The following is an 18,127-nucleotide window of genomic DNA, read 5'->3' as shown; positions in this document are numbered from 1 at the left end:
ATACGCATCACCGCACCACCGCACCGCAATCCCATCACCACACCGAAGGAGTACACACATGAGGCGACGCACACTGACGTTCGCTGCCGCGGCTCTCGGCTCGGTCCTCGTGCTCAGCGCCTGCGCGCCGAGCGCGCCGAGCGGCGGGTCGGAGACGGCCGGCGAAGACGTCACACTGAAGGTCTGGTCGTGGCGCACCGAAGACGTCGAGGCGTACAACTCGATCTTCGACGTCTTCGAAGAGGCGCACCCGGGCATCACTGTCGAGTTCGAGGCGTTCCAGAACACCGAGTACAACCAGATCCTGACGACCGGCCTCGCCGGCTCCGACGGGCCGGACGTGCCCATGGTTCGCGCATACGGGCAGCTCCAGCCGAACATCGAGGCCGGCCAACTCGAGGCGATCGACGGCAAGGTCGACGGCGTCGACGAGATCGCGCCGAGCGTGCTCGCGGGCGCGAAGGGCAAGGCCGACGGCGAGCTCTACGCTGTTCCCCTTGCGACACAGACCCTGCAGGTGTTCTACAACAAGGCGATCTTCGAGGAGCACGACCTCGAGGTGCCGAAGACGTGGGACGACTTCATCGAGCTCAACGAGTCGCTGCTCGCGGCCGGCGTGACCCCGATGGCGCTCGGCGCGAAAGACGCCTGGATGCTACCGATCTTCTCGGACATCTTCGGCTCTGCGCGCTACGGCGGCACGGCCTTCGAGGAGAAGATCCTCAACGGTTCGACGACGTTCGAAGACCCCGACTACGTCGACTCCCTGCAGATCGTCTCCGACATGCAGAAGTACCTGACCCCCGACGTCGTCGGCGTCAGCTACACCGACAGCCAGATCCAGTTCACCTCGGGGCAGGCAGCGCAGTTCCCTGGCGGCTCGTTCGAGATCGCCACGTTCCGCACGCAGGCACCCGACCTGGAACTGGGGTCGTACCAGGTGCCGCTGCCCCCGAACGCCGTCTCGGAGGCGCCGGTCAGCCCGGCGTACGCCGACGGCAACTTCGCGATCAACTCGAAGTCGAAGAACCAGGACGCCGCGTTCGAGTTGCTCAACTGGCTCGCGACTCCCGAGTTCGGTCAGCTCGTCGCCGATGAGCTCAACCAGTTCTCGGCGATCCCCGGGGTCGAGTACTCCGACGAGGTCATGAAGGAGGCGTGGGACAACTACCAGGAGGGCGAGGCGCCGTACCTCCTCCTCGTCGACTTCCGGTACGGCGAGCCCCAGGGCACCGCGGTGCTCGGCGAGCAGGTGCAGAAGATGTTCCTCGGCGAAACCGACCCCGCCGGCGTCGCGAACGCGCTGCAGACGGGTGTCTCGCAGTGGTTCGTGCCCGGCGAATGATCGAGCTGGTCGAGTAGCAGTCGCCCAGCACCCATCCCCGAAGCCCGAAGAGGAATGAAGACCATGTCCGTCATCACGCGACGCGCGACGCCGCGACGCGCCACCCGCACGGGGATCACCCTGTCGCGACGGGCGGGCATGGTCTTCGTCCTCCCAGCCCTTATCCTCTTCGCCGTCTTCATCCTCTATCCGCTGCTCACCGCCCTCAGCTATTCGTTCTTCGGGTGGACCGGCATCCTGCGCGAGGGGTTCGTCGGGGTCGAGAACTACGTCACCCTGTTCACGCAGCTCCCGTACAGCACCGACATCCCGAACGCCTTCGTGCACAACCTGATGCTCTTCATCGGGGCCATGGTGTTCCAGAACACCGTCGGTCTCGGGCTCGCGATCCTGCTGCACCGGATGCGACGCTTCAAGCGCTTCTTCCAGACGATGTACACGCTGCCCTACCTCGTGTCGCCCCTCGTCGTGGGCTACCTCTGGTCGCTCATGCTGTCGCCGCTGTTCGGTCCGGTGAACTCGGTGCTGCGCGCCATCGGGCTGGGCGACCTCGCGCAACCGTGGCTGGGCGACCCGGCGACGGCGATCTGGGTCGTCGTGCTCGTGACCGCGTGGCAGTGGATCGGTTTCCCGGTGCTGCTCTACGGCGCGGCGCTCGGGGGTATCCCGGAGGAGATCGATGAGGCGGCCTCGCTCGACGGCGCCGGCCCCTGGCAGCGGTTCAGTTCGATCACGCTGCCCATGCTGGTGCCCGCGATCGGCACGGTGAGCGTGTTGACCTTCATCGGCGCCATGGAGGCTTTCCCGATTCCGTACGCCCTCGGCGGCTCCCAGGGCAGTCCGGCCGGCGCGACCGACGTGCTGAGCCTGCTCTTCTACCGCACCGCGTTCGAGTCGGGCTCCTCCAACGCGATCGGCACCTCCTCGGCGATCGCGACCCTGCTCTTCCTCTTCATCTTCGGAGTCTCGATGCTCATCACCTGGCTCATGCGCCGCGCTGAACGGCGGCTGTACTGATGACGACGCTCGCCTCCGGCGCTGCGACCGACTCCGAAGAGTCGGCCGCGACCCGTCACGGGCGCGGCCGCGAGCCGCGACGCCGCAAGCCGGTCACGTTCGGCGGCGCCGCCGCGTCGACCTTCCTGTGGATCTACGCGCTCGTCTCCATCGCGCCGCTCCTGCTGATGGTGTCGAACTCGCTGCGCACGACGCCCGACATGGCGCAGAACCCGCTGGGCCTGCCGTTGCCTCCGAACTTCGCGAGCTACCAGAAGGCGTGGATCACGGCGTCGTTCGACACCTACTTCTTCAACTCGATCTTCGTGACGGTCACCTCGGTGCTGCTCTCGACGGCGGTCTCGCTGCTCGCGGCGTACGCCTTCGCGCGCACCCGCTCGAAGCTCTTCGGCGTGCTCGAGGCGACGTTCCTCTCGGGCCTCATGCTGCCCGTGTTCCTTGCGATCCTGCCCCTCTTCTTCTTGCTCGACAGCCTCGGCATGGTGAGCAACCTGTGGAGCCTGATCCTCGTCTACGGCGCCCTCGGCATCCCGTTCTCCACGTTCGTGCTGGCGAGCTTCTTCCGCCAGCTTCCGATCGAGCTCGACGAGGCGGCCAGGCTCGACGGCGCCGGCCCGTTCGCGACCTTCTGGCGAGTGCACCTGCCGCTCGTCAAGCCGGCGATCGCCACGGTCATCGTGTTCCGTTTCGTGCCGGTGTGGAACGACTTCTTCTATCCACTGATCCTCATCCGCGATCAGGACGCATACACCCTTCCGGTCGGCATCACTCGATTCTTCGGCGAGTACCAGACCGACTGGGCGACGCTCTTCGCGGGGCTGACGCTCGCGACGATTCCGCTCGTGGTGCTGTTCCTCATCGCGACGAAGCAGATCGTCTCGGGGCTGACCGCCGGCATGAGCAAGTGATCACCGTCATCCGGCGAAGGGGTCGCCGCCGCACGGGATAGCCTGTGCGGGTGAACGAGCAGAACCCGAGCCCCGATGCCCAATCGAAGTATCAGGTGCGGTTCGACTGGGGCCGCCGCGGTGCGGCGCGCATTGGCGAGGGGGTCGACCTGCTCGTCTGGGTCGATGTGGTGCCGGATGCTGCGGTGTCGGCGGATGCTTCGGCGCCGGACCTGCCCGAGGGTGTCGTCTCACTCGCGCCCGTCGATGCCGCCGTGCTCGCCGCGGGATTCGTCGATGCGACCGCGACCGCGCGTTGGATCCTCGCCGAACAGGAGCGCCTGGGCCGTCGCGCATTCATCGCGATCATCGCCGCGGGCGATGCAGACGAGGGATTCACCGCCGAAGACCTGCTCGGTGCCGGAGCCATCATCGATGCGCTGGCATCGCTCGGCATCGACGACACCTCGCCAGAGGCAGCGGTCGCGACCGCGGCGTTCGGGGGTCTGCGTCGAGCGGTGCGCCACCTCACCTCGGCGTCGGTCTCGGGCCGTGCAGCCGCAGCCGCGGGCATGAGCGCGGGTGAGTTGCACGGAGTCGCCGCGCTCGACTCGATCCAGACGGTGCGAGTCGTGCGCTCGGGCGGGGCGGTCGCCGAGGCATCCGTCGATTGATCGCAGCGCCCGCGTCTCGTCGCTGCGCGGTCGTGGGCGCTGGCGCATCCGTCGACCGATCTCGGCGCACTCCTCCCGGCGCAGTGCGGCCGTCGTGGGCGCTAGCGGGGCATCCGACGAGGCATCCGTCGACCGAACTCAGCGCCTGCGTCTCGTCTCGCGGTCGCCGTGGTGACCACTCACGCGGCGGGGCGCACGGCCTTCCGCGCCCGGTGTGCGCGAACCTTGGCGCGATTTCCGCAGCGCTGCATGGAGCACCATCGGCGACTCGCCGCCCTTGAAGTGTCGAGGTAGACGATCTCGCAGTCGGCGCCCGAGCAGCAGCGGATGCGCTCGACGCTCGCCGGCGCGAAGAGGTCGACGGCGTCGCGCGCGATGGTGGAGAGCGACTGCGGCACGGTCTGCACCGAGCGGCCGGCTTGCCGGGTGCCGCCTGCGAGCGTCGGCGGGATGTCTGGAGTGGCCGCATAGAGATTCACGAGGTCGACGTCGGCGGCGCGCAGCGGCTCTTCGCGGCTCGCCGCCACTGCCATACGGCTGATCGCATCGCGCAGGGCGATCGCGTCGAAGAGATCGCGGGAGCGCGCTGCGCCCACGGGCACCGGGAACCGTTCGTGCAGCCACCGCGTGAGGTCGTCGGGTGCGTGGAGTCGCTCGCCCGACTGCAGGCCGCCGATCTGACCGGTGTACGCGAAGTCGAGCGCGAACGAACCCGAATCGAACCACCAGCGAGTGCCTTCGCCGCCGGTGAACCATTGCCCGACGGCGATCGAGACGGTGGAGACGGGCATACAACCAAGGTACTGGCTTACGAGACCCCTCATCGACGGCGTGGCTCGGGGATGTATGCGGCGAACGGCATGATGGTCGACCGAGGCCGGTCGATGTCGGCTGACGACGAGTCAGGCCGCAGCGTGCTGACCTCTGGGCAGAGCGAAGCGCGCCTTGCCGCCGAGTCGGGGTGTTCTGTGCGGATCGACGTGCGGTGGGGGGATGAACCACACCTGACTCGCGGTCGCGCGAATCTCCCAGGCCTCGCGGTGGATCATGTGGTGGCAGAAGCTGCACAGCATGACGCCGTTGGCGAGGTCGGTCGGCCCGTCGTCGCGCTTCCACCAGCGGATGTGGTGGGCGTCGACGTAGCCGATGTTCTGCCCGCACGAGGCGCAGCCACCATCGCGCTCAGCGAGAGCGAGACGCTGCGCCTTCGTGAAGCGGCGAGCGGTGCGACCGAGGTCGAGTGGCACGGACTGGCCGCCGAGGACGGCGGGAATGAGCTCGGCATCGGCGGCCATGCGCCTGGCGGTGCCGGCGGAGATCGGTTGCTCGATGCCATCGATGTCGGCATGCCCGAGCCCGTCGGTGAGCGTGCGCAGGTCGAGGCGGATCACGACGGACGTCTTGGCAAGCGGGGTGAGGGTCTGCGTGCAGCCGAGGGTGTGCCGGGCGAGAGCGGCGAGTGCGTCGGCTTGGATCTGCGGGATCGACCGTGCATCTTCGATCACGGCACCCGTCTCGTCGGGCTTGGGCTCACGTCGGCGCAACACGTCGCTGACGAGCGCCTCGGGTTGTGGAAGCCCTGCGCCTTCGCGAGACCGTCGTTGCCGAACGTGCTGCCCGAGCGCTTGGCGACTTCGGCGGCAACCCGGGTCAGCAACGCGTCGGCGTCGCGGCGGACCTGCGCGAGCGTCTCGGTCACTCGCATCAAGGCCGCGTCGCTCATTTGCTCGAGCTCGCCTTGCGTCGAACCTGTGGTCGCACCGAACGCCGGCAGGCCGTCTGCCCACCTCGCGCGCAAGGCATCGAGGTCGCGCTCGAGCGCCTGCAGCGGTCGCGGGTGTTCTTCCATGCTTCGATCCTGCACCCACCCACCGACATTCGGAGCGGGTCGGAAAACAAACCTGATCTGCGAAAACTGCCTGTGGAGAACTTGGCGAATGCGACCCTGTGGAGGATGAGTCAGTGAGGTTCACGCCGACGAAGCGGGCAGTCCGAGGTGGTGCGCGGCAGGAGGCATCCGTCGGCTCTCTCGAACCTCACGGGTGCGCGGTCGATTCGCACGTCGCGAGACGACCTGCAGGCGGCGTGTGCGCCTCCCACTCAGCCGCTCGCCGCGCTCGCCGCCTTGCGCCGCACTGCGGCGGTGATCTCGCGACGGTGCCACACGATGAGGTTCGCGCGGTCGAAGCCTCGCCGGCACAGCCCGCAGCTCAACTGGCGCTGAGGCTCGCGGTAGCGGAAGTGCTCGTGGCCGGCCGGACACTGCCCGATCCAGGGCGCGAGTTCGTGGGCCACTTCGCCGTCATGGGTGCGACGGCCGACGTACCCGAGGCTCGATGCGATCGACGCCCATTTCGGCCCGTGTGCTGCGCGCGGCCCGGCGAGGGCGTGCGCGACCTCGTGCAGCAGGATCTGGTGGACCTCGTCGTCGTCGTAGCGGGCGGCGAGGTAGCGCGAGACCGAGATGCGTTTGTCGGTGTAGTTGCAGAGGCCGGCGCGCTTCTTCGCGTTGTCGAACCCGAACGTCCAGGTGGCAGTGTCGAGATGCAGCACGATGAGGGCCTCGGCCCACCGCCGCACGCGCTCGAGATCCGCCATGGAACAGACAATAGCGCTGACCGGCGACACCGGCGAGGAGGCGGCGACCCCCGATCGGGTGCAGATTCCGGGCGCCAGCGCCCGCCTAGCCCGTCGGCGCGAGCGGCACGCGATACAACCGGTCGTCACCGTCACCCGGCGATCCACGCCCGTCGGTGTTGTTCGAGAGCAGCCAGAGCGAGCCGTCGGGGCCGGCGGTGACGTCGCGGATGCGCCCGAGCTCGCCCGCGAACCAGGGAGTCGCGGTGAGTGCGCCGCCGCTCGTCGCAGGGGCCACGGTCCAGACGCGTTCGCCGCGCAGCGCAGCTAGGAAGAGCGTGTCGCCGATCACCGCGAGCCCGCTCGGACTCGACTCGGAGGTGGACCACTGCGCGACGGGGTCGAGGAATCGCGCGTCGCCGGCCTGGCCCTCGACGATCGGCCAGCCGTAGTTGCCGCCGCGCGAGATGCGGTTCAGCTCATCCCACGTGTTCTGCCCGAACTCCGCGGCCCACATGTCACCGCGCGCGTCCCACGCGATGCCCTGGGGGTTGCGGTGGCCCAGCGTCCAGACGGCGTTCCCGAAGGGGTTGCCGGGTGCCGCCGCGCCGTCGGGGGTCACCCGCAGGATCTTGCCCGAGAGTGAGGCCGGGTCTTGCGCGGCATCGCGGTTGCCGGCGTCGCCGGTGGTCACGTAGAGCAGGCCGTCGGGCCCGAACGCGATTCGGCCGCCGTTGTGGTTGGCCCCGCCCCGCGGGATGCCGGTGACGACGGGCTCCGGCGCGTCGAGGGCGAGCGCGCCGGGTGCGCCGGTCAGCGACATCCGCACGACCCGGTTGTCGGATGCCGCGGTGTGGGCGGCGTAGACGCGATCGGGCCGTTCCCCGTCGCCAGCGAGGAACGCGAGGCCGAGCAGCCCGCCCTCGCCGCCCGACGCGACGCCGGGCACCGTTGCAGCGACCCGAAGTGAGCCGTCGGCCAGCACCTCGACGATGTCGCCGCTGTCGCGTTCGCTGACGAGCACGCCGCCGCTCGGCAGCTGCAGGATCGACCACGGCGCGTCGAGGCCCGACGCGATCGCCTCCGGGGTGCCGGCCGGCTGCAGCACGGGAGGCGGGGGAACAGGCGTCGCGGGCGGAGACGCCGACGGCGGTGCATCCGTCGATGCGAGCGGGGTCGGGGTCGGCAGGGGTGGTTCCGGTGTGCAGCCGACGAGGCCGGCCAACGGCACGACGAGCGCGATCAGGGCGACGGATGCTGCGCGCAGACGCCGGTCGTCTCGAGCATGACTGCGTGGCATCCGACCTCCCCACCCCAGTCTGCGCGAGTCCGCGCCAGAATGGGAGCATGCCCGCCGCGAACGATGGGAACAGCGTTCCTGAGGCTCTGGCGATGGTCGGGCAGTCGTTCGGGCGCCTCCAGGCCTCAGTCGTCCTCGACGAAGACCTTCTCTCGCTTCATGCGGATCGCGGGCAGGAGTGCGAACGCCAACGCCGCCAGGGCAATCGCGAGCAACGTCAGTGAGATTGGGCGCGTGACGAAGGTCGAGGGGTCGCCATGCGATATCAGTAGCGCGCGCCGCACATTGTCTTCGAGCAGCGGGCCGAGCACGAAGCCGAGCAGCAGCGGCGTGGGCTCGCAGCCGAAACGGATCAGCACGTAACCGAGCAAGCCGAACAGGGCCACCATGATGACATCGATCGAGAAGCGGTTGATAGCGAAGTTCCCAATGCACGCGAAAACGATGATCGTCGGGAAGAGCACCGAGTACGGGACTCGCAGCAGTTTGACCCACAGGCCGATGAGCGGCAGGTTCAGCACCACTAGCAGCAGGTTGCCGATCCACATTGAAGCGATGAGGCCCCACACCAGCACCGGCTCTTCGGTCATGACATTCGGTCCGGGCACGACGCCCTGGATGATGAACGCACCGACCAGTAGCGCCATAACCGGATGGGCGGGAATCCCGAGGGTTAGCATCGGGATGAACGATGTCTGGGCTGCCGCGTTGTTCGCGCCTTCGGGTCCGGCCACCCCCTCGATGGCGCCGTTGCCGAAGCGCTCCGGCGTCTTGCTGAGTTTCTTCTCGGTGACGTAGGAGGCGAAGGACGCGAGGATGTGCCCGCCGCCGGGCAGTACACCGAGCAACGAACCGATCCCCGTGCCGCGGGCGATGGGGCCCACGATCTGCCGAAGTTCACGTCTCGACGGGAAAAGGGAGGTGATCTTGCCCACAATCGGACTGCTGGTCGGAGGGTTACGAACGTTGCGAATGATCTCCGCGACTCCGAACACTCCAACCGCAAGCGCAACGAACCCAATGCCGGAGTAGAGCTCGGGAATGCCCAGGGTGAACCGCGGAACTCCGGTGTACGTGTCCTGCTTGACCATCGAGAGCAGCAGCCCGAGCACGATCATTGCGAGCGACTTCAATGCTGACCCGCTGGCAAGGGCGATGGAGGCGATGAGGCCGAGAACCACTAGCGAGGCGTAGTCGGCGGGGCCGAAGGCAAGGGCAGCGCGCGCGAGCGGTGGTGCCGCGACTGCCAGGACGACGGTCGCCACGCTTCCTGCCACGAACGACGAGATTGCTGCAACCGCGAGGGCGTGGCCCGCCTGGCCCTGCAACGCCATCTTGTAGCCATCGATCGCGGTCACCGCCGAGGAGGACTCACCCGGCAGGTTGACCAGAATCGCGGTAGTGGACCCACCGTACTGAGCACCGTAGTAAATGCCGGCCAGCATGATGATCGCAGTCACCGGCTCGTCGAAGACGAAGGTGAGCGGCAGAAGCATCGCGACGGTCGCCGTCGGGCCGATGCCGGGCAGCACGCCGACGGCAGTGCCCAGGGCAACACCGAGCAGGCAGAACAGCACGTTGTGCCACTGCAGTGCCACCTCGAAGCCGAGCGCGAGGTTGTCCAAGAAGTCCATGGCCTACCAACCGAAGGGGAGTAAGTCGACCCGCAGCCGCAGGAGGACAACGAATATGACGTAGGTCACGAGGGTGAGCACGGCAGCGGTTATGAGCACCCTCACTGCCGAACTGCCCTTCCAACCGAGGGCCGCGAGAGTCGAGGTGACGAAGGTGGTTACCAGGAATCCGAGGGCCTCGATCCCGAACGCGAAGAAGAAGATCGCGCCAAAGATCAGAACGAAGGGACGCGCCGTGTCCCACAGACGCCGCGCGGTGAGCTTCGGGCGCGGTGCGCCCGAGTCGGACTCGCTCGGGAGCGGGTCCGTGGACGCGGCGCGCCGCTCGACAAGAAGGGCGAGCACGGGCTTGCCGAGGATGAGCACCCCGAGCGCGACGAGCACAAGTGCGGTGCCGAATGGGAACAGACCCGGGCCGGGCTCGAGGAGCGAGCCGAGGTCGTAGGTCAGGGAGCCCGCGGCGAACGTGACACCGAACGCGATAAAGATCGCGCCCGATGCCACGTCGTCAGCGCGGGCTCCGGTGAGGAGCCCCTCTTTCACGGGGTACCGACGACCTCGGCCCAGACCACGATCTGGCTCGACAGCCGCTCGGCTAGCGACTCAGGCGTGGCTTGCTCTGCCGCGACCGGCGATGTCCCGAGTTCGGCGTACTTCTCTTTGACATTGTCGTCGGTTAGCCCTACCTGCAGCGCAGTTGCGAGTCGGTCGATGACGGCCTGTGGAGTGCCGGCGGGGGCGTAGAGACCGTGCCACACAGACACCTCGAGGCCCGCGAGTCCGGCTTCGGCTGTCGTCGGAAGCTCGGGGAGGCTGGCCACGCGCTCCGGCGTGGTGACGGCGAAGGCCTTGACGTCGCCGCTCTCGATCAGGTTGGTGGTGTTGGTGGTTTGGTCGCAGAGCACATCGACCTGGCCGCCGACGACATCGGTGATCGCGGGGCCGGATCCGTCGTAGGCAACCTCTTGGATCTCGATTCCGAGCTCGCGCTGCAGCAGCATGCCACACAGGTTCGAGGCCGACCCGACGCCCGCGTGCGCGAGGGTCACGGTGTCCTGGTTCTCGATCAGGTAGTCCGCAAGCTCTTCGAGTGTGTCGACCTCGAGGTTGGCACGGCTTACGATCGTCATCGGTACTTCTGTGATCAGCCCGATGGGCTCGAAGTCTTCGATCGGGTCGAAAGCGAGTTCGGGGTAGAGCGCCGGAGCGGTCGACATCCCGATGTGGTGCACGAGGAGTGTGTAGCCTTCGGCGTCGGCCCGTGCAACTTCGCCCGCGCCGATTGTGCCGCCGGCACCGCCGAGGTTCTCGACGATGACCTGGACACCGAGGTCTTCGCCCATGGGCTCCGCAAGCAGACGCGTCACGGTGTCGGTGGGGCCGCCTGCCGAGAACGGCACGATGATCTCGATATTGTCATTCGGGTAGGCGTCGCCGCCCTCGTCGGCGCTGGAGCAAGCGGCGAGGGCAACCATGGCTACAACGCCGGCCGCGACGAGGGAAAGACGTCGTGCTGCGGGAGTCAGGCGTGGTGCTGTGGGGGTCATTGGTGGTCTCCGTTCGTCATTGAAACTGAGTACCCGTTGGGGATGGGTTCACAGTAATGACCCGGCCTCCCGCCGATGACGTCAAGGCCGGAAGATTTACATTCCCTTAGGGTCGCGGCCCATTACGATCGCACCATGCAGGTTCTCGTTGTTGAGGATGACCCGAGCGTGTCTGCTGCGCTAGCGCAAGTGCTGCGCAGTGTGGGACACGAATGCGATGTGACGTCGCGCGGCAGCGACGCTCTGCTTCGCGTCCATCGGAACGACGCGGTCCTCCTCGACCTGGGGCTTGAGGACATGGACGGTTTCGAAGTGTTGCATCGGCTTCGGAAAGTGACATCGATCCCCGTGCTGGTGGTGACGGCGCGCGGTGAGGAGCGTTGCGTGGTGCGCGGCCTCCGGTTGGGCGCCGATGACTACCTCGTGAAGCCTGTTCGGATGCAAGAACTGATCGCGCGCCTCGACGCGGCTCGCATGCGCAAGCGAGTCATCGACTCGGCACCGGACCGGGTCGAGACGGGCGGATTGATCGTCGATATGCGTTCGCGCCACGTGTCGCGGAGTGGCGTCGACGTGAGCCTGACTCGCACTGAGTTCGACATTCTGGCTGTGCTCGCGCGGCGCGGCGGTGAGCCGGTGAGCCGCGAGGCCATCCTGGATGGGGTGTGGGGCGACGCATTCGCGGCGGTGTCGCGCTCCCTCGACGTCCATGTCACGCAATTGCGGGCGAAGATTGGCGAACCCAGCCCAATTTCGACCATCCGTGGCTTCGGCTATCGACTCGGCTCTAGCGGTGACGCGCCTGGTCACTGATGTACACGCGCATCCTCGCTGCCTTGGTTGTGGTGATCGTCATGGCCGTGGCGAGCCTCGCGTTGCCGCTCCTGGACCTCACCTCTCGTGAGAGAACCACCCAGTTGGTGTTACAGCGCGAGGTGGCCCTCGACACACTGACGGCGTTGGCTCGTGGATCGGTGGAAGACGGTGATGCGAGCCAGGTCTTGCGCGACTACCTAGCCAGGCACCTCGCAGTGTACGGCGAGGAAGCGGCAATTATCGACGCTGCAGGCAACGTCGTCACTGCAACCGGCGACCCGGCACAGGTCGATGCATCGCTGCAATCGTTGGGCCGCCGCGCGACTTCCGACCCGCTCTCCAGTCAACTGAACACGGTGTGGCCGTGGAGTCCGGACACCGTGATGGTCTCTGCGCCGGTGGACGTCGGTGACGACCTCAGTGGCGGTCTCGCCCTATTACGAGTCGACCAGTCTGACGCGGTCGCCGATGTGCGCACCGCATGGGCGTTGCTGGGTCTCGGTGCCGCTATCGCACTGGTCCTCAGCGTGGCTGTCGCGCGCCAGGCGAGCCGCTGGATCACCCGCCCGCTTCACGTGCTCGAAGACGAAGTCAAGCAGGTGGGGAGCGGCGGCCTTCGCCCTGCAGTCGTATTCCTCGGGCCTCCAGAGCTTCGGCAGCTCGCCTCGACCGTGCGTGACATGTCGATCCAGGTGGCGACCTCGTTACGCCAGCAGTCTGATCTGGTCGCGAGCACCTCGCACCAGCTCCGCAATCCGCTCGCTGCCCTCCGGCTGCGTCTGGACCTCCTCGGCGAGAGCACGGCAGGATCCGATGACAACCTCACGGCCGCCAACGACGAACTCGATCGACTCTCGCATACGGTCGACCGCATCCTGCAGCTGGCCGAGGTCGAGCACCGGGTGGCCGACGCCGGTGCGGCGGGCCGCCTGGTGTCGACGATCATCCGGCCGCCCGACATGATCAAGCGCTGGCGCGTGCCGGTGCAGCGCGCCGGTTTGCGGATCCTCTCGACAGGGCTGAGGAGCATTCCGGTTCCCGTCGAGCAAAGCGACGCAACGGCAATGTTCGACACCTTGATAGTCAACGCGATGACCTACGCCGGGCGCGGCGCGACGATCCATGTCGATGGTTCCGTGTCAGGGGGTCGCGTCGCCATCACGGTCCGGGATGATGGGCCCGGCTTGCCGCGCGAGGAACTTGCGCAGGCCGGCCGCCGCTTCTGGCGTTCCCCGACCCATACCTCGATTCCTGGCACGGGGCTCGGGCTCGCATTCGTGCGCGAGATGACCGAGTCGTCGGGAGGCGAGATGACCGTCTCCGACTCCGCCCGCGGCGGGCTGAGCGTCCGGTTGGAATTCCCGGAGGTCGTATCGTGAGTGGGCGACCCCGAGTCTCGCGGCGCACTGTCCTCGTGGGACTCGCCGCGGGGGCGGCCGGTGCGGCCGGTGTTGCAGTCGCACGCCCACTGCTTTGGCCCGACGCTCCGGAGCCACTCATCATCGCCGGCGGTGCTCCTGAGGAGACGGCCTATGCGTTCTCACGGTTGCTGCGACGCCAGCTCAACCGCGTCGGGGTTCCTGCCGAGGTCGTCGGAACTACCGGCACCAGCGAGAACCTCGTGATCCTGCGCCGCGGGTCAGCCTTCGTGGCGACAGCCGCGGCGGATGAGCTGGCGGACACCGGTCTGGCGGATCTGGCGAAGCGTCCGATGGGGCTGGCGCGCTTGTATCAGAGCGCCGTGCATTGCATCGTCCGTGACGACAGTGACATGGCAACCGGGGCTGACCTTCGCGCTCGGTCGATCGCAGTCGGGCTCGCCGGCTCCGACGGGATGGCGACTGCGGCCCGCGTTCTTCGGGCGCTCGAGATTCCCTTCACCGACCTCGGCAACCCTCCGAACGGCACTTCGTTGATACGCCCGATGTCGGCTGCCACGGGCGCAAAGCGACTTACGGCGGGGTTGGTCGATGCAATGATCTGGGTCGGAGGGCTACCGCCGCCGGAGGTACGAGCCCTGGGGTCGCTCTCCCGCCTGCGAGCCGTCGACCTTTCCGATGCGACGGCGCCACTCGAACTCCGCCTACCCGGCGTATTCCGCCCGGTGCGACTCGCGGCCAGCATCTACAGCCAGGACCACGACGTCACGACGGTCGGCGTCGGTACCCACCTGGTGGTGGGGGATACGATCTCTGACGCCGCTGTGCGTATGATCATCGACCTGATGGTCACCGACCCGACGGCGCTCATACCGCTCCCCGAGGCCGGTCTACAATTCCTCGTTCCCGGGACGCTCCTCGACGCAACCCCCGTGGGCCTGCACCCGGCGGCGGTCGAACGATACCGTGAGTTCTACGGATGAGTGGATCTCGGTTGATCCATGATCCAGCGCAGTTCGCTCACGACTCGCGAATCGGTTCTCTGCCGAAGAAACCGTGAGGGGGCCGGAGGTTGTGAGCCGTCGTTCCAGCCAGCTCTCGAACGATTCCGTCACGCCTGACATGTGGATACAACTCTTCACATCAGGTGTCAGGCATGGAAGTATCTTCCAAAACGGACCGACTCGGAGGATCAACGATGCCCCTCGACCGCACACCGCCCGCCGCCCAGACTTCGAACCGCGCCCAGAACTCGCCCGCGCTCCACCGCAGGGGGTTCCTCACTCTCGCGGTCGCCGGAGCCGCGGCGTCCGCGTTCACCGTGACCGTCGGCACGCTCGCTGCGCCTCCCGCGATCGCATCGTCCGTGACCGGCGACGCAGCCGCCGGTGCCGAAGCCGCCGCGCTAGCATCCCGCAAGCGCGAGCTCCGCGCGATGTGGATCTCCTCGGTGGTGAACATCGACTGGCCGTCGCGTACCGGACTCACCGCCGTCGAGCAGCGCGCCGAGTTCCTGCACTGGCTCGATGTCGCCGAGCAGTTCAACCTCAACGCCGTCTTCGTGCAGGTGCGGCCGACCGCCGACGCGTTCTGGCCGAGCCCGCTCGAACCGTGGTCGCAATACCTCACGGGCGTGCAGGGACAAGACCCCGGCTACGACCCGCTCGCCTTCATCGTCGAAGAGGCGCACCGCCGCAACCTCGAGCTGCACGCCTGGTACAACCCGTACCGCGTCTCGATGGGGGTCGATCCGGCCGCACTCGTGCCCGAGCACCCCGCGCGGGTGCATCCTGAATGGGTCTGGGCGTACGGCGGCAAGCTCTACTTCGATCCCGGACTGCCCGAGGTGCAGGAGCACATCCAGCAGGCGATCCTGCATTCGGTCGAGCACTACGACCTCGACGGCGTGCACTTCGACGATTACTTCTACCCGTACCCGGTGGCCGGGCAGTCGATTCCGGATGCCGCGACCTACGCCGCTCACGGCGCCGGCTTCGACGACATCGCCGCTTGGCGGCGTCACAACGTCGACACCTTCGTGAGCTCCGTCTCGGAGCGCATCAAGGCGCTGAAGCCCTGGGTCAAGTTCGGCATCAGCCCGTTCGGAATCTGGCGCAACATGGCGACCGACCCGCTCGGCTCGGAGACCGGCGGTTCGCAGTCGTACGACCTGCAGTTCGCCGACACCCGCAAGTGGGTGCTCGAGGGCTGGCTCGACTACATCAACCCGCAGATCTACTGGCAGTTCGGCCTCGCGGTCGCCGACTACGCGAAGCTCGTGCCCTGGTGGGCCGATGTCGCCGAGGCATCCGGAACGCACCTCTATATCGGCGAGGCGCTCTACAAGGTGACGTCCGGCGTGTTCACCGACCCCGCCGAATTGTCGAACCACCTCACGTTCGACCGCGAGGTGGACGCCACCCAGGCGCCCGTCCACGGCAACGTGTACTTCTCGGCCAAGCACGTGCCGGCCGACCCGCAGGGCTCGATGTCGCGGGTGCTGGCCGATCACTACTCGCGGCCCGCGATCGTGCCGGCGATGTCGTGGCTGCCCGCGACCGAGGTGCGCACTCCGGTGCTCGCGACAGCGTTTCAGGCCGAGGGCGGGGTCGCGCTGCACTGGCTCGACGCCGGGCCGCCCCGGCGCCGAGCCACCTCGTTCGCGATCTACCGGGTCGACGGTCGCGTCGACGAGATCGACGTCGAGGACGCCGGCAACCTCATCGCGACGGTTCGCTCCGCCGACGGCGTGGCGCAGCGATTCATCGACGCGACGGCAGCCGCCGACGTCCGATACAGCTACGCGGTGACCGCGCTCGATCGGGTCTGGAACGAGACGCCGCCGAGCCGGGTGCGCACCACCCGCTGACGGTGAGGGGATGCCGCGACAGGCGCCGCGCCTCGAGAGGAACGATGCCGCGTCAGGCGCCGGGCTTCGAGAGGAACACCGACCGGGCGGGCGGGGGCGACGGCACCGCAGTGCCATCCGTCACGACGGGTGCGCCTGCGATGAAACGCCGGAGTTCGTCGCCGTCGACGAGCTTCGCCGGGGCCGGGTCGCTCGCGAGGCGCCGGGGCAGGCCGTCGAAGGGCAGCTCGTCGTGCGAGGCGTACATCACGATGTTGCCGAACCGGCGACCCTTCAGCATCGAGGTGTCGGCCGCGATCGCGAGGTGCGGGAAGACGTGGGCGAGGGTAGCCGCCTGCGATCGGGCGAACCCGAGGCCGGCGCCGTCGGCTACGTTCACGGCGACGATGCCGCCGGGCGCGAGCCGCGGTGACACGAGCGCATAGAACTCCGCACTCGTGACGTGCGCGGGCGTGCGCGCGCCCGAGAAGATGTCGACGACCGCGATGTCGACGGCGCCGTCGAGTCCGGCAGGCAGCTTCGCGAGCACCTCGCGGGCGTCGCCGTGACGCACCCTCACCTGTGCGCCGCGGGGGAGCGGCAGGTGCTCGCGCACGAGATCGACGAGCTCGGACTCGAGTTCGATCACCTGCTGGCGCGAGCCGGGCCTGGTCTCCGCGACGTACCGCGGCAGGGTGAGTGCGCCGCCGCCGAGGTGCACCGCGGTGATCGGTTGCCGGTCGGGGCGTACGAGGTCGATTGCGTGGCCGATTCGCCGCACGTACTCGAAGCCGAGCCAGTCGGGCCGCTCCAGCTCGACGTGCGATTGCGGCGTGCCATCGACGTAGAGGGTCCACGAGCCCGGCGCTTGGCGCGACTCCTCGAGTCGGGCGAGGTGGCCGCTGACGGCGAGGCGGCGTTCGAGCTCTGACACGGATGCCACGCTACCGCCCGCCGCTGCCGGTTCGTCTCGGTCCGCTCAGCAGGCGCCCCAGAGCGCGGATGCCACGCTTTTGCGCGCCGCCGCCGGTTCGCCAGGCGCCGGTCAGCAGGCATCCCGCTCAACAGGCGCCCCAGAGTACGAAGTCGAGCCGCGCGCCGTCGAGCACCGCGGCGGGATGCGGGCCGAGCGCGAGCAGCCGCTCGCGGAGCCCATCCGGCAGCGCGCCGGGAGCGGCGACGAGCACGGCGTTGCCCTCCTCCGCGCCCGAGAGCACACCAGGGTCGCCCGCCACGAGGAGCGCAGCCGAAGGATCGGCGCGGCTCACCGCACTCGTCTGGCTCCGCAGGCGGACGAGTCCGGCCGCGTCGGCCACGTTCACGGCGAGCACGCCGCTGGGCGAGGTGAGTCCGAGGCATCCGCTCATGAATGCCCGGGTGTCGACGAATGCGGGTGCTTCCAGCCGGCTGTAGAGATCGACGATGACGAGGTCGAACGGACCGGGCAGGGTGTCGATGACGGATGCCGCGTCGCCGATGACGAACTCGACCAGCGCGTCGGTCGGCAGCGGGAGGCGCGCGAGCACGGTGTCCAGCACCTCGCGGTCGAGCTCGACGACGAGCTGCTCGGAATCGGGCCGGGTCGCCGCCACGTAGCGGGCGAGCGTGAGGGCGCCACCGCCGAGGTGCAGTACGCGAAGCGGGGTACCAGGCGCGGCGAGGGCGTCGACGATGTGACCGATGCGACGCGTGTACTCGAAGAACAATCGGGTCGGATCGACCGCGTCGACGTGCGACTGGGCCGTGCCGTCGACGAGCAGGGTCAAGCCGTTCGACGAGAACACGTCGGCCTCGAATTCGATGCGCGGCTCCATTCACGCATGGTGTCACGGATGCCTCGCACGCCGCCTGGCAGAGGGCCTCGCCCGGTCCGAAACCCGGTGTTGAGTGGACGCGAAATCGGGTTATACCGGAGAATCGCAGACAAATCAAGAATCGACTGGACACGGCGCGCCTGGCGGCATATAGTTAACCTTTGCGCTCCCAGACCCACCATGCCTTCATATTGCGGTCGGCTTCGTGTACGTGTCGAGATTCTGTGCGGTTCACCGCTGGGATATTCGCCCGCATTCGTCTGAGGGGTTCCACTCTCCGCTACCGACA

18 protein-coding genes are annotated in these 18,127 nt (G+C 67.9%); 8 read left to right on the top strand and 10 right to left on the bottom strand.

The window, feature by feature from the left end:
* Positions 1 to 58 precede the first annotated feature (58 nt).
* The 4 genes from AC1C2T_RS19010 (at position 59) to AC1C2T_RS18995 (ending at position 3,923) form a co-directional block, all read left to right on the top strand.
* Positions 59 to 1,345 carry an ABC transporter substrate-binding protein gene (locus tag AC1C2T_RS19010; protein ID WP_495386306.1) on the top strand — a complete coding sequence of 429 codons (1,287 nt, stop codon included), beginning with the start codon at positions 59 to 61 and terminating at the stop codon, positions 1,343 to 1,345.
* A gap of 63 nt (positions 1,346 to 1,408) precedes the next feature.
* The gene (locus AC1C2T_RS19005) at positions 1,409 to 2,362 is read left to right on the top strand and encodes a carbohydrate ABC transporter permease (RefSeq protein WP_495386305.1); all 954 of its coding nucleotides are present in this window, start codon (positions 1,409 to 1,411) and stop codon (positions 2,360 to 2,362) included.
* A complete protein-coding gene (locus AC1C2T_RS19000) occupies positions 2,362 to 3,270 on the top strand; it encodes a carbohydrate ABC transporter permease (RefSeq protein WP_495386304.1) in 909 nt (302 codons plus the stop codon). Before AC1C2T_RS19005 ends, AC1C2T_RS19000 begins: the two co-directional genes overlap by 1 nt.
* A gap of 50 nt (positions 3,271 to 3,320) precedes the next feature.
* On the top strand, positions 3,321 to 3,923 hold the full coding sequence (locus AC1C2T_RS18995) for a 2-phosphosulfolactate phosphatase (RefSeq protein ID WP_495386303.1): 603 nt from the start codon (positions 3,321 to 3,323) through the stop codon (positions 3,921 to 3,923).
* Between the two features lie 179 nt (positions 3,924 to 4,102).
* Here the strand turns inward: AC1C2T_RS18995 and AC1C2T_RS18990 are convergent, their stop codons facing one another.
* The 8 genes from AC1C2T_RS18990 to AC1C2T_RS18955 form a co-directional block, all read right to left on the bottom strand.
* Positions 4,103 to 4,714, bottom strand: coding sequence for a CGNR zinc finger domain-containing protein (locus tag AC1C2T_RS18990; RefSeq protein ID WP_495386302.1), 612 nt, complete (start codon positions 4,712 to 4,714; stop codon positions 4,103 to 4,105).
* Between the two features lie 111 nt (positions 4,715 to 4,825).
* Positions 4,826 to 5,428 (bottom strand): DUF222 domain-containing protein, encoded by a 603-nt coding sequence (locus AC1C2T_RS18985; RefSeq protein ID WP_495386301.1) that lies wholly within the window; start codon positions 5,426 to 5,428, stop codon positions 4,826 to 4,828.
* Complete coding sequence (locus AC1C2T_RS18980) at positions 5,425 to 5,772, bottom strand: hypothetical protein (protein ID WP_495386300.1); 348 nt, start codon at positions 5,770 to 5,772, stop codon at positions 5,425 to 5,427. The genes AC1C2T_RS18985 and AC1C2T_RS18980 overlap by 4 nt, the downstream gene beginning before the upstream one ends.
* Before the next feature lie 251 nt (positions 5,773 to 6,023).
* On the bottom strand, positions 6,024 to 6,521 hold the full coding sequence (locus tag AC1C2T_RS18975) for a SprT-like domain-containing protein (protein WP_495363028.1): 498 nt from the start codon (positions 6,519 to 6,521) through the stop codon (positions 6,024 to 6,026).
* A gap of 85 nt (positions 6,522 to 6,606) precedes the next feature.
* Complete coding sequence (locus tag AC1C2T_RS18970; RefSeq protein WP_495386299.1) at positions 6,607 to 7,800, bottom strand: PQQ-dependent sugar dehydrogenase; 1,194 nt, start codon at positions 7,798 to 7,800, stop codon at positions 6,607 to 6,609.
* Positions 7,801 to 7,925: 125 nt separating this feature from the next.
* A complete protein-coding gene (locus tag AC1C2T_RS18965) occupies positions 7,926 to 9,434 on the bottom strand; it encodes a tripartite tricarboxylate transporter permease (RefSeq protein WP_495386298.1) in 1,509 nt (502 codons plus the stop codon).
* 3 nt (positions 9,435 to 9,437) lie between these two features.
* Complete coding sequence (locus AC1C2T_RS18960) at positions 9,438 to 9,977, bottom strand: tripartite tricarboxylate transporter TctB family protein (RefSeq protein ID WP_495386297.1); 540 nt, start codon at positions 9,975 to 9,977, stop codon at positions 9,438 to 9,440.
* Positions 9,974 to 10,981 carry a tripartite tricarboxylate transporter substrate-binding protein gene (locus tag AC1C2T_RS18955; protein WP_495386296.1) on the bottom strand — a complete coding sequence of 336 codons (1,008 nt, stop codon included), beginning with the start codon at positions 10,979 to 10,981 and terminating at the stop codon, positions 9,974 to 9,976. Before AC1C2T_RS18955 ends, AC1C2T_RS18960 begins: the two co-directional genes overlap by 4 nt.
* 135 nt (positions 10,982 to 11,116) lie before the next feature.
* Between AC1C2T_RS18955 and AC1C2T_RS18950 the strand changes: the two genes are divergently transcribed.
* From AC1C2T_RS18950 to AC1C2T_RS18935, 4 genes are all read left to right on the top strand, one after another.
* Entirely contained in the window at positions 11,117 to 11,794 is a 678-nt protein-coding gene (locus AC1C2T_RS18950; protein WP_495386295.1) for a response regulator transcription factor, read from the top strand.
* Positions 11,794 to 13,176, top strand: coding sequence for a sensor histidine kinase (locus AC1C2T_RS18945; RefSeq protein ID WP_495386294.1), 1,383 nt, complete (start codon positions 11,794 to 11,796; stop codon positions 13,174 to 13,176). Before AC1C2T_RS18950 ends, AC1C2T_RS18945 begins: the two co-directional genes overlap by 1 nt.
* Entirely contained in the window at positions 13,173 to 14,159 is a 987-nt protein-coding gene (locus tag AC1C2T_RS18940; protein ID WP_495386293.1) for a TAXI family TRAP transporter solute-binding subunit, read from the top strand. The genes AC1C2T_RS18945 and AC1C2T_RS18940 overlap by 4 nt, the downstream gene beginning before the upstream one ends.
* A gap of 215 nt (positions 14,160 to 14,374) precedes the next feature.
* On the top strand, positions 14,375 to 16,045 hold the full coding sequence (locus AC1C2T_RS18935; RefSeq protein WP_495386292.1) for a glycoside hydrolase family 10-like protein: 1,671 nt from the start codon (positions 14,375 to 14,377) through the stop codon (positions 16,043 to 16,045).
* 52 nt (positions 16,046 to 16,097) lie between these two features.
* Here AC1C2T_RS18935 and AC1C2T_RS18930 read toward each other — a convergent pair whose 3' ends face one another.
* Positions 16,098 to 16,958, bottom strand: a complete 861-nt coding sequence (locus AC1C2T_RS18930; protein ID WP_495363024.1) for a spermidine synthase — start codon at positions 16,956 to 16,958, stop codon at positions 16,098 to 16,100.
* A gap of 127 nt (positions 16,959 to 17,085) precedes the next feature.
* Positions 17,086 to 17,838 carry a spermidine synthase gene (locus AC1C2T_RS18925; RefSeq protein ID WP_495386291.1) on the bottom strand — a complete coding sequence of 251 codons (753 nt, stop codon included), beginning with the start codon at positions 17,836 to 17,838 and terminating at the stop codon, positions 17,086 to 17,088.
* Positions 17,839 to 18,127: the final 289 nt, after the last annotated feature.

Source organism: Agromyces sp. Y558 (assembly GCF_059445415.1).
The sequence above is the reverse complement of the archived record's forward strand: the minus strand, read 5'-3'. Positions and strand labels throughout refer to the sequence as shown.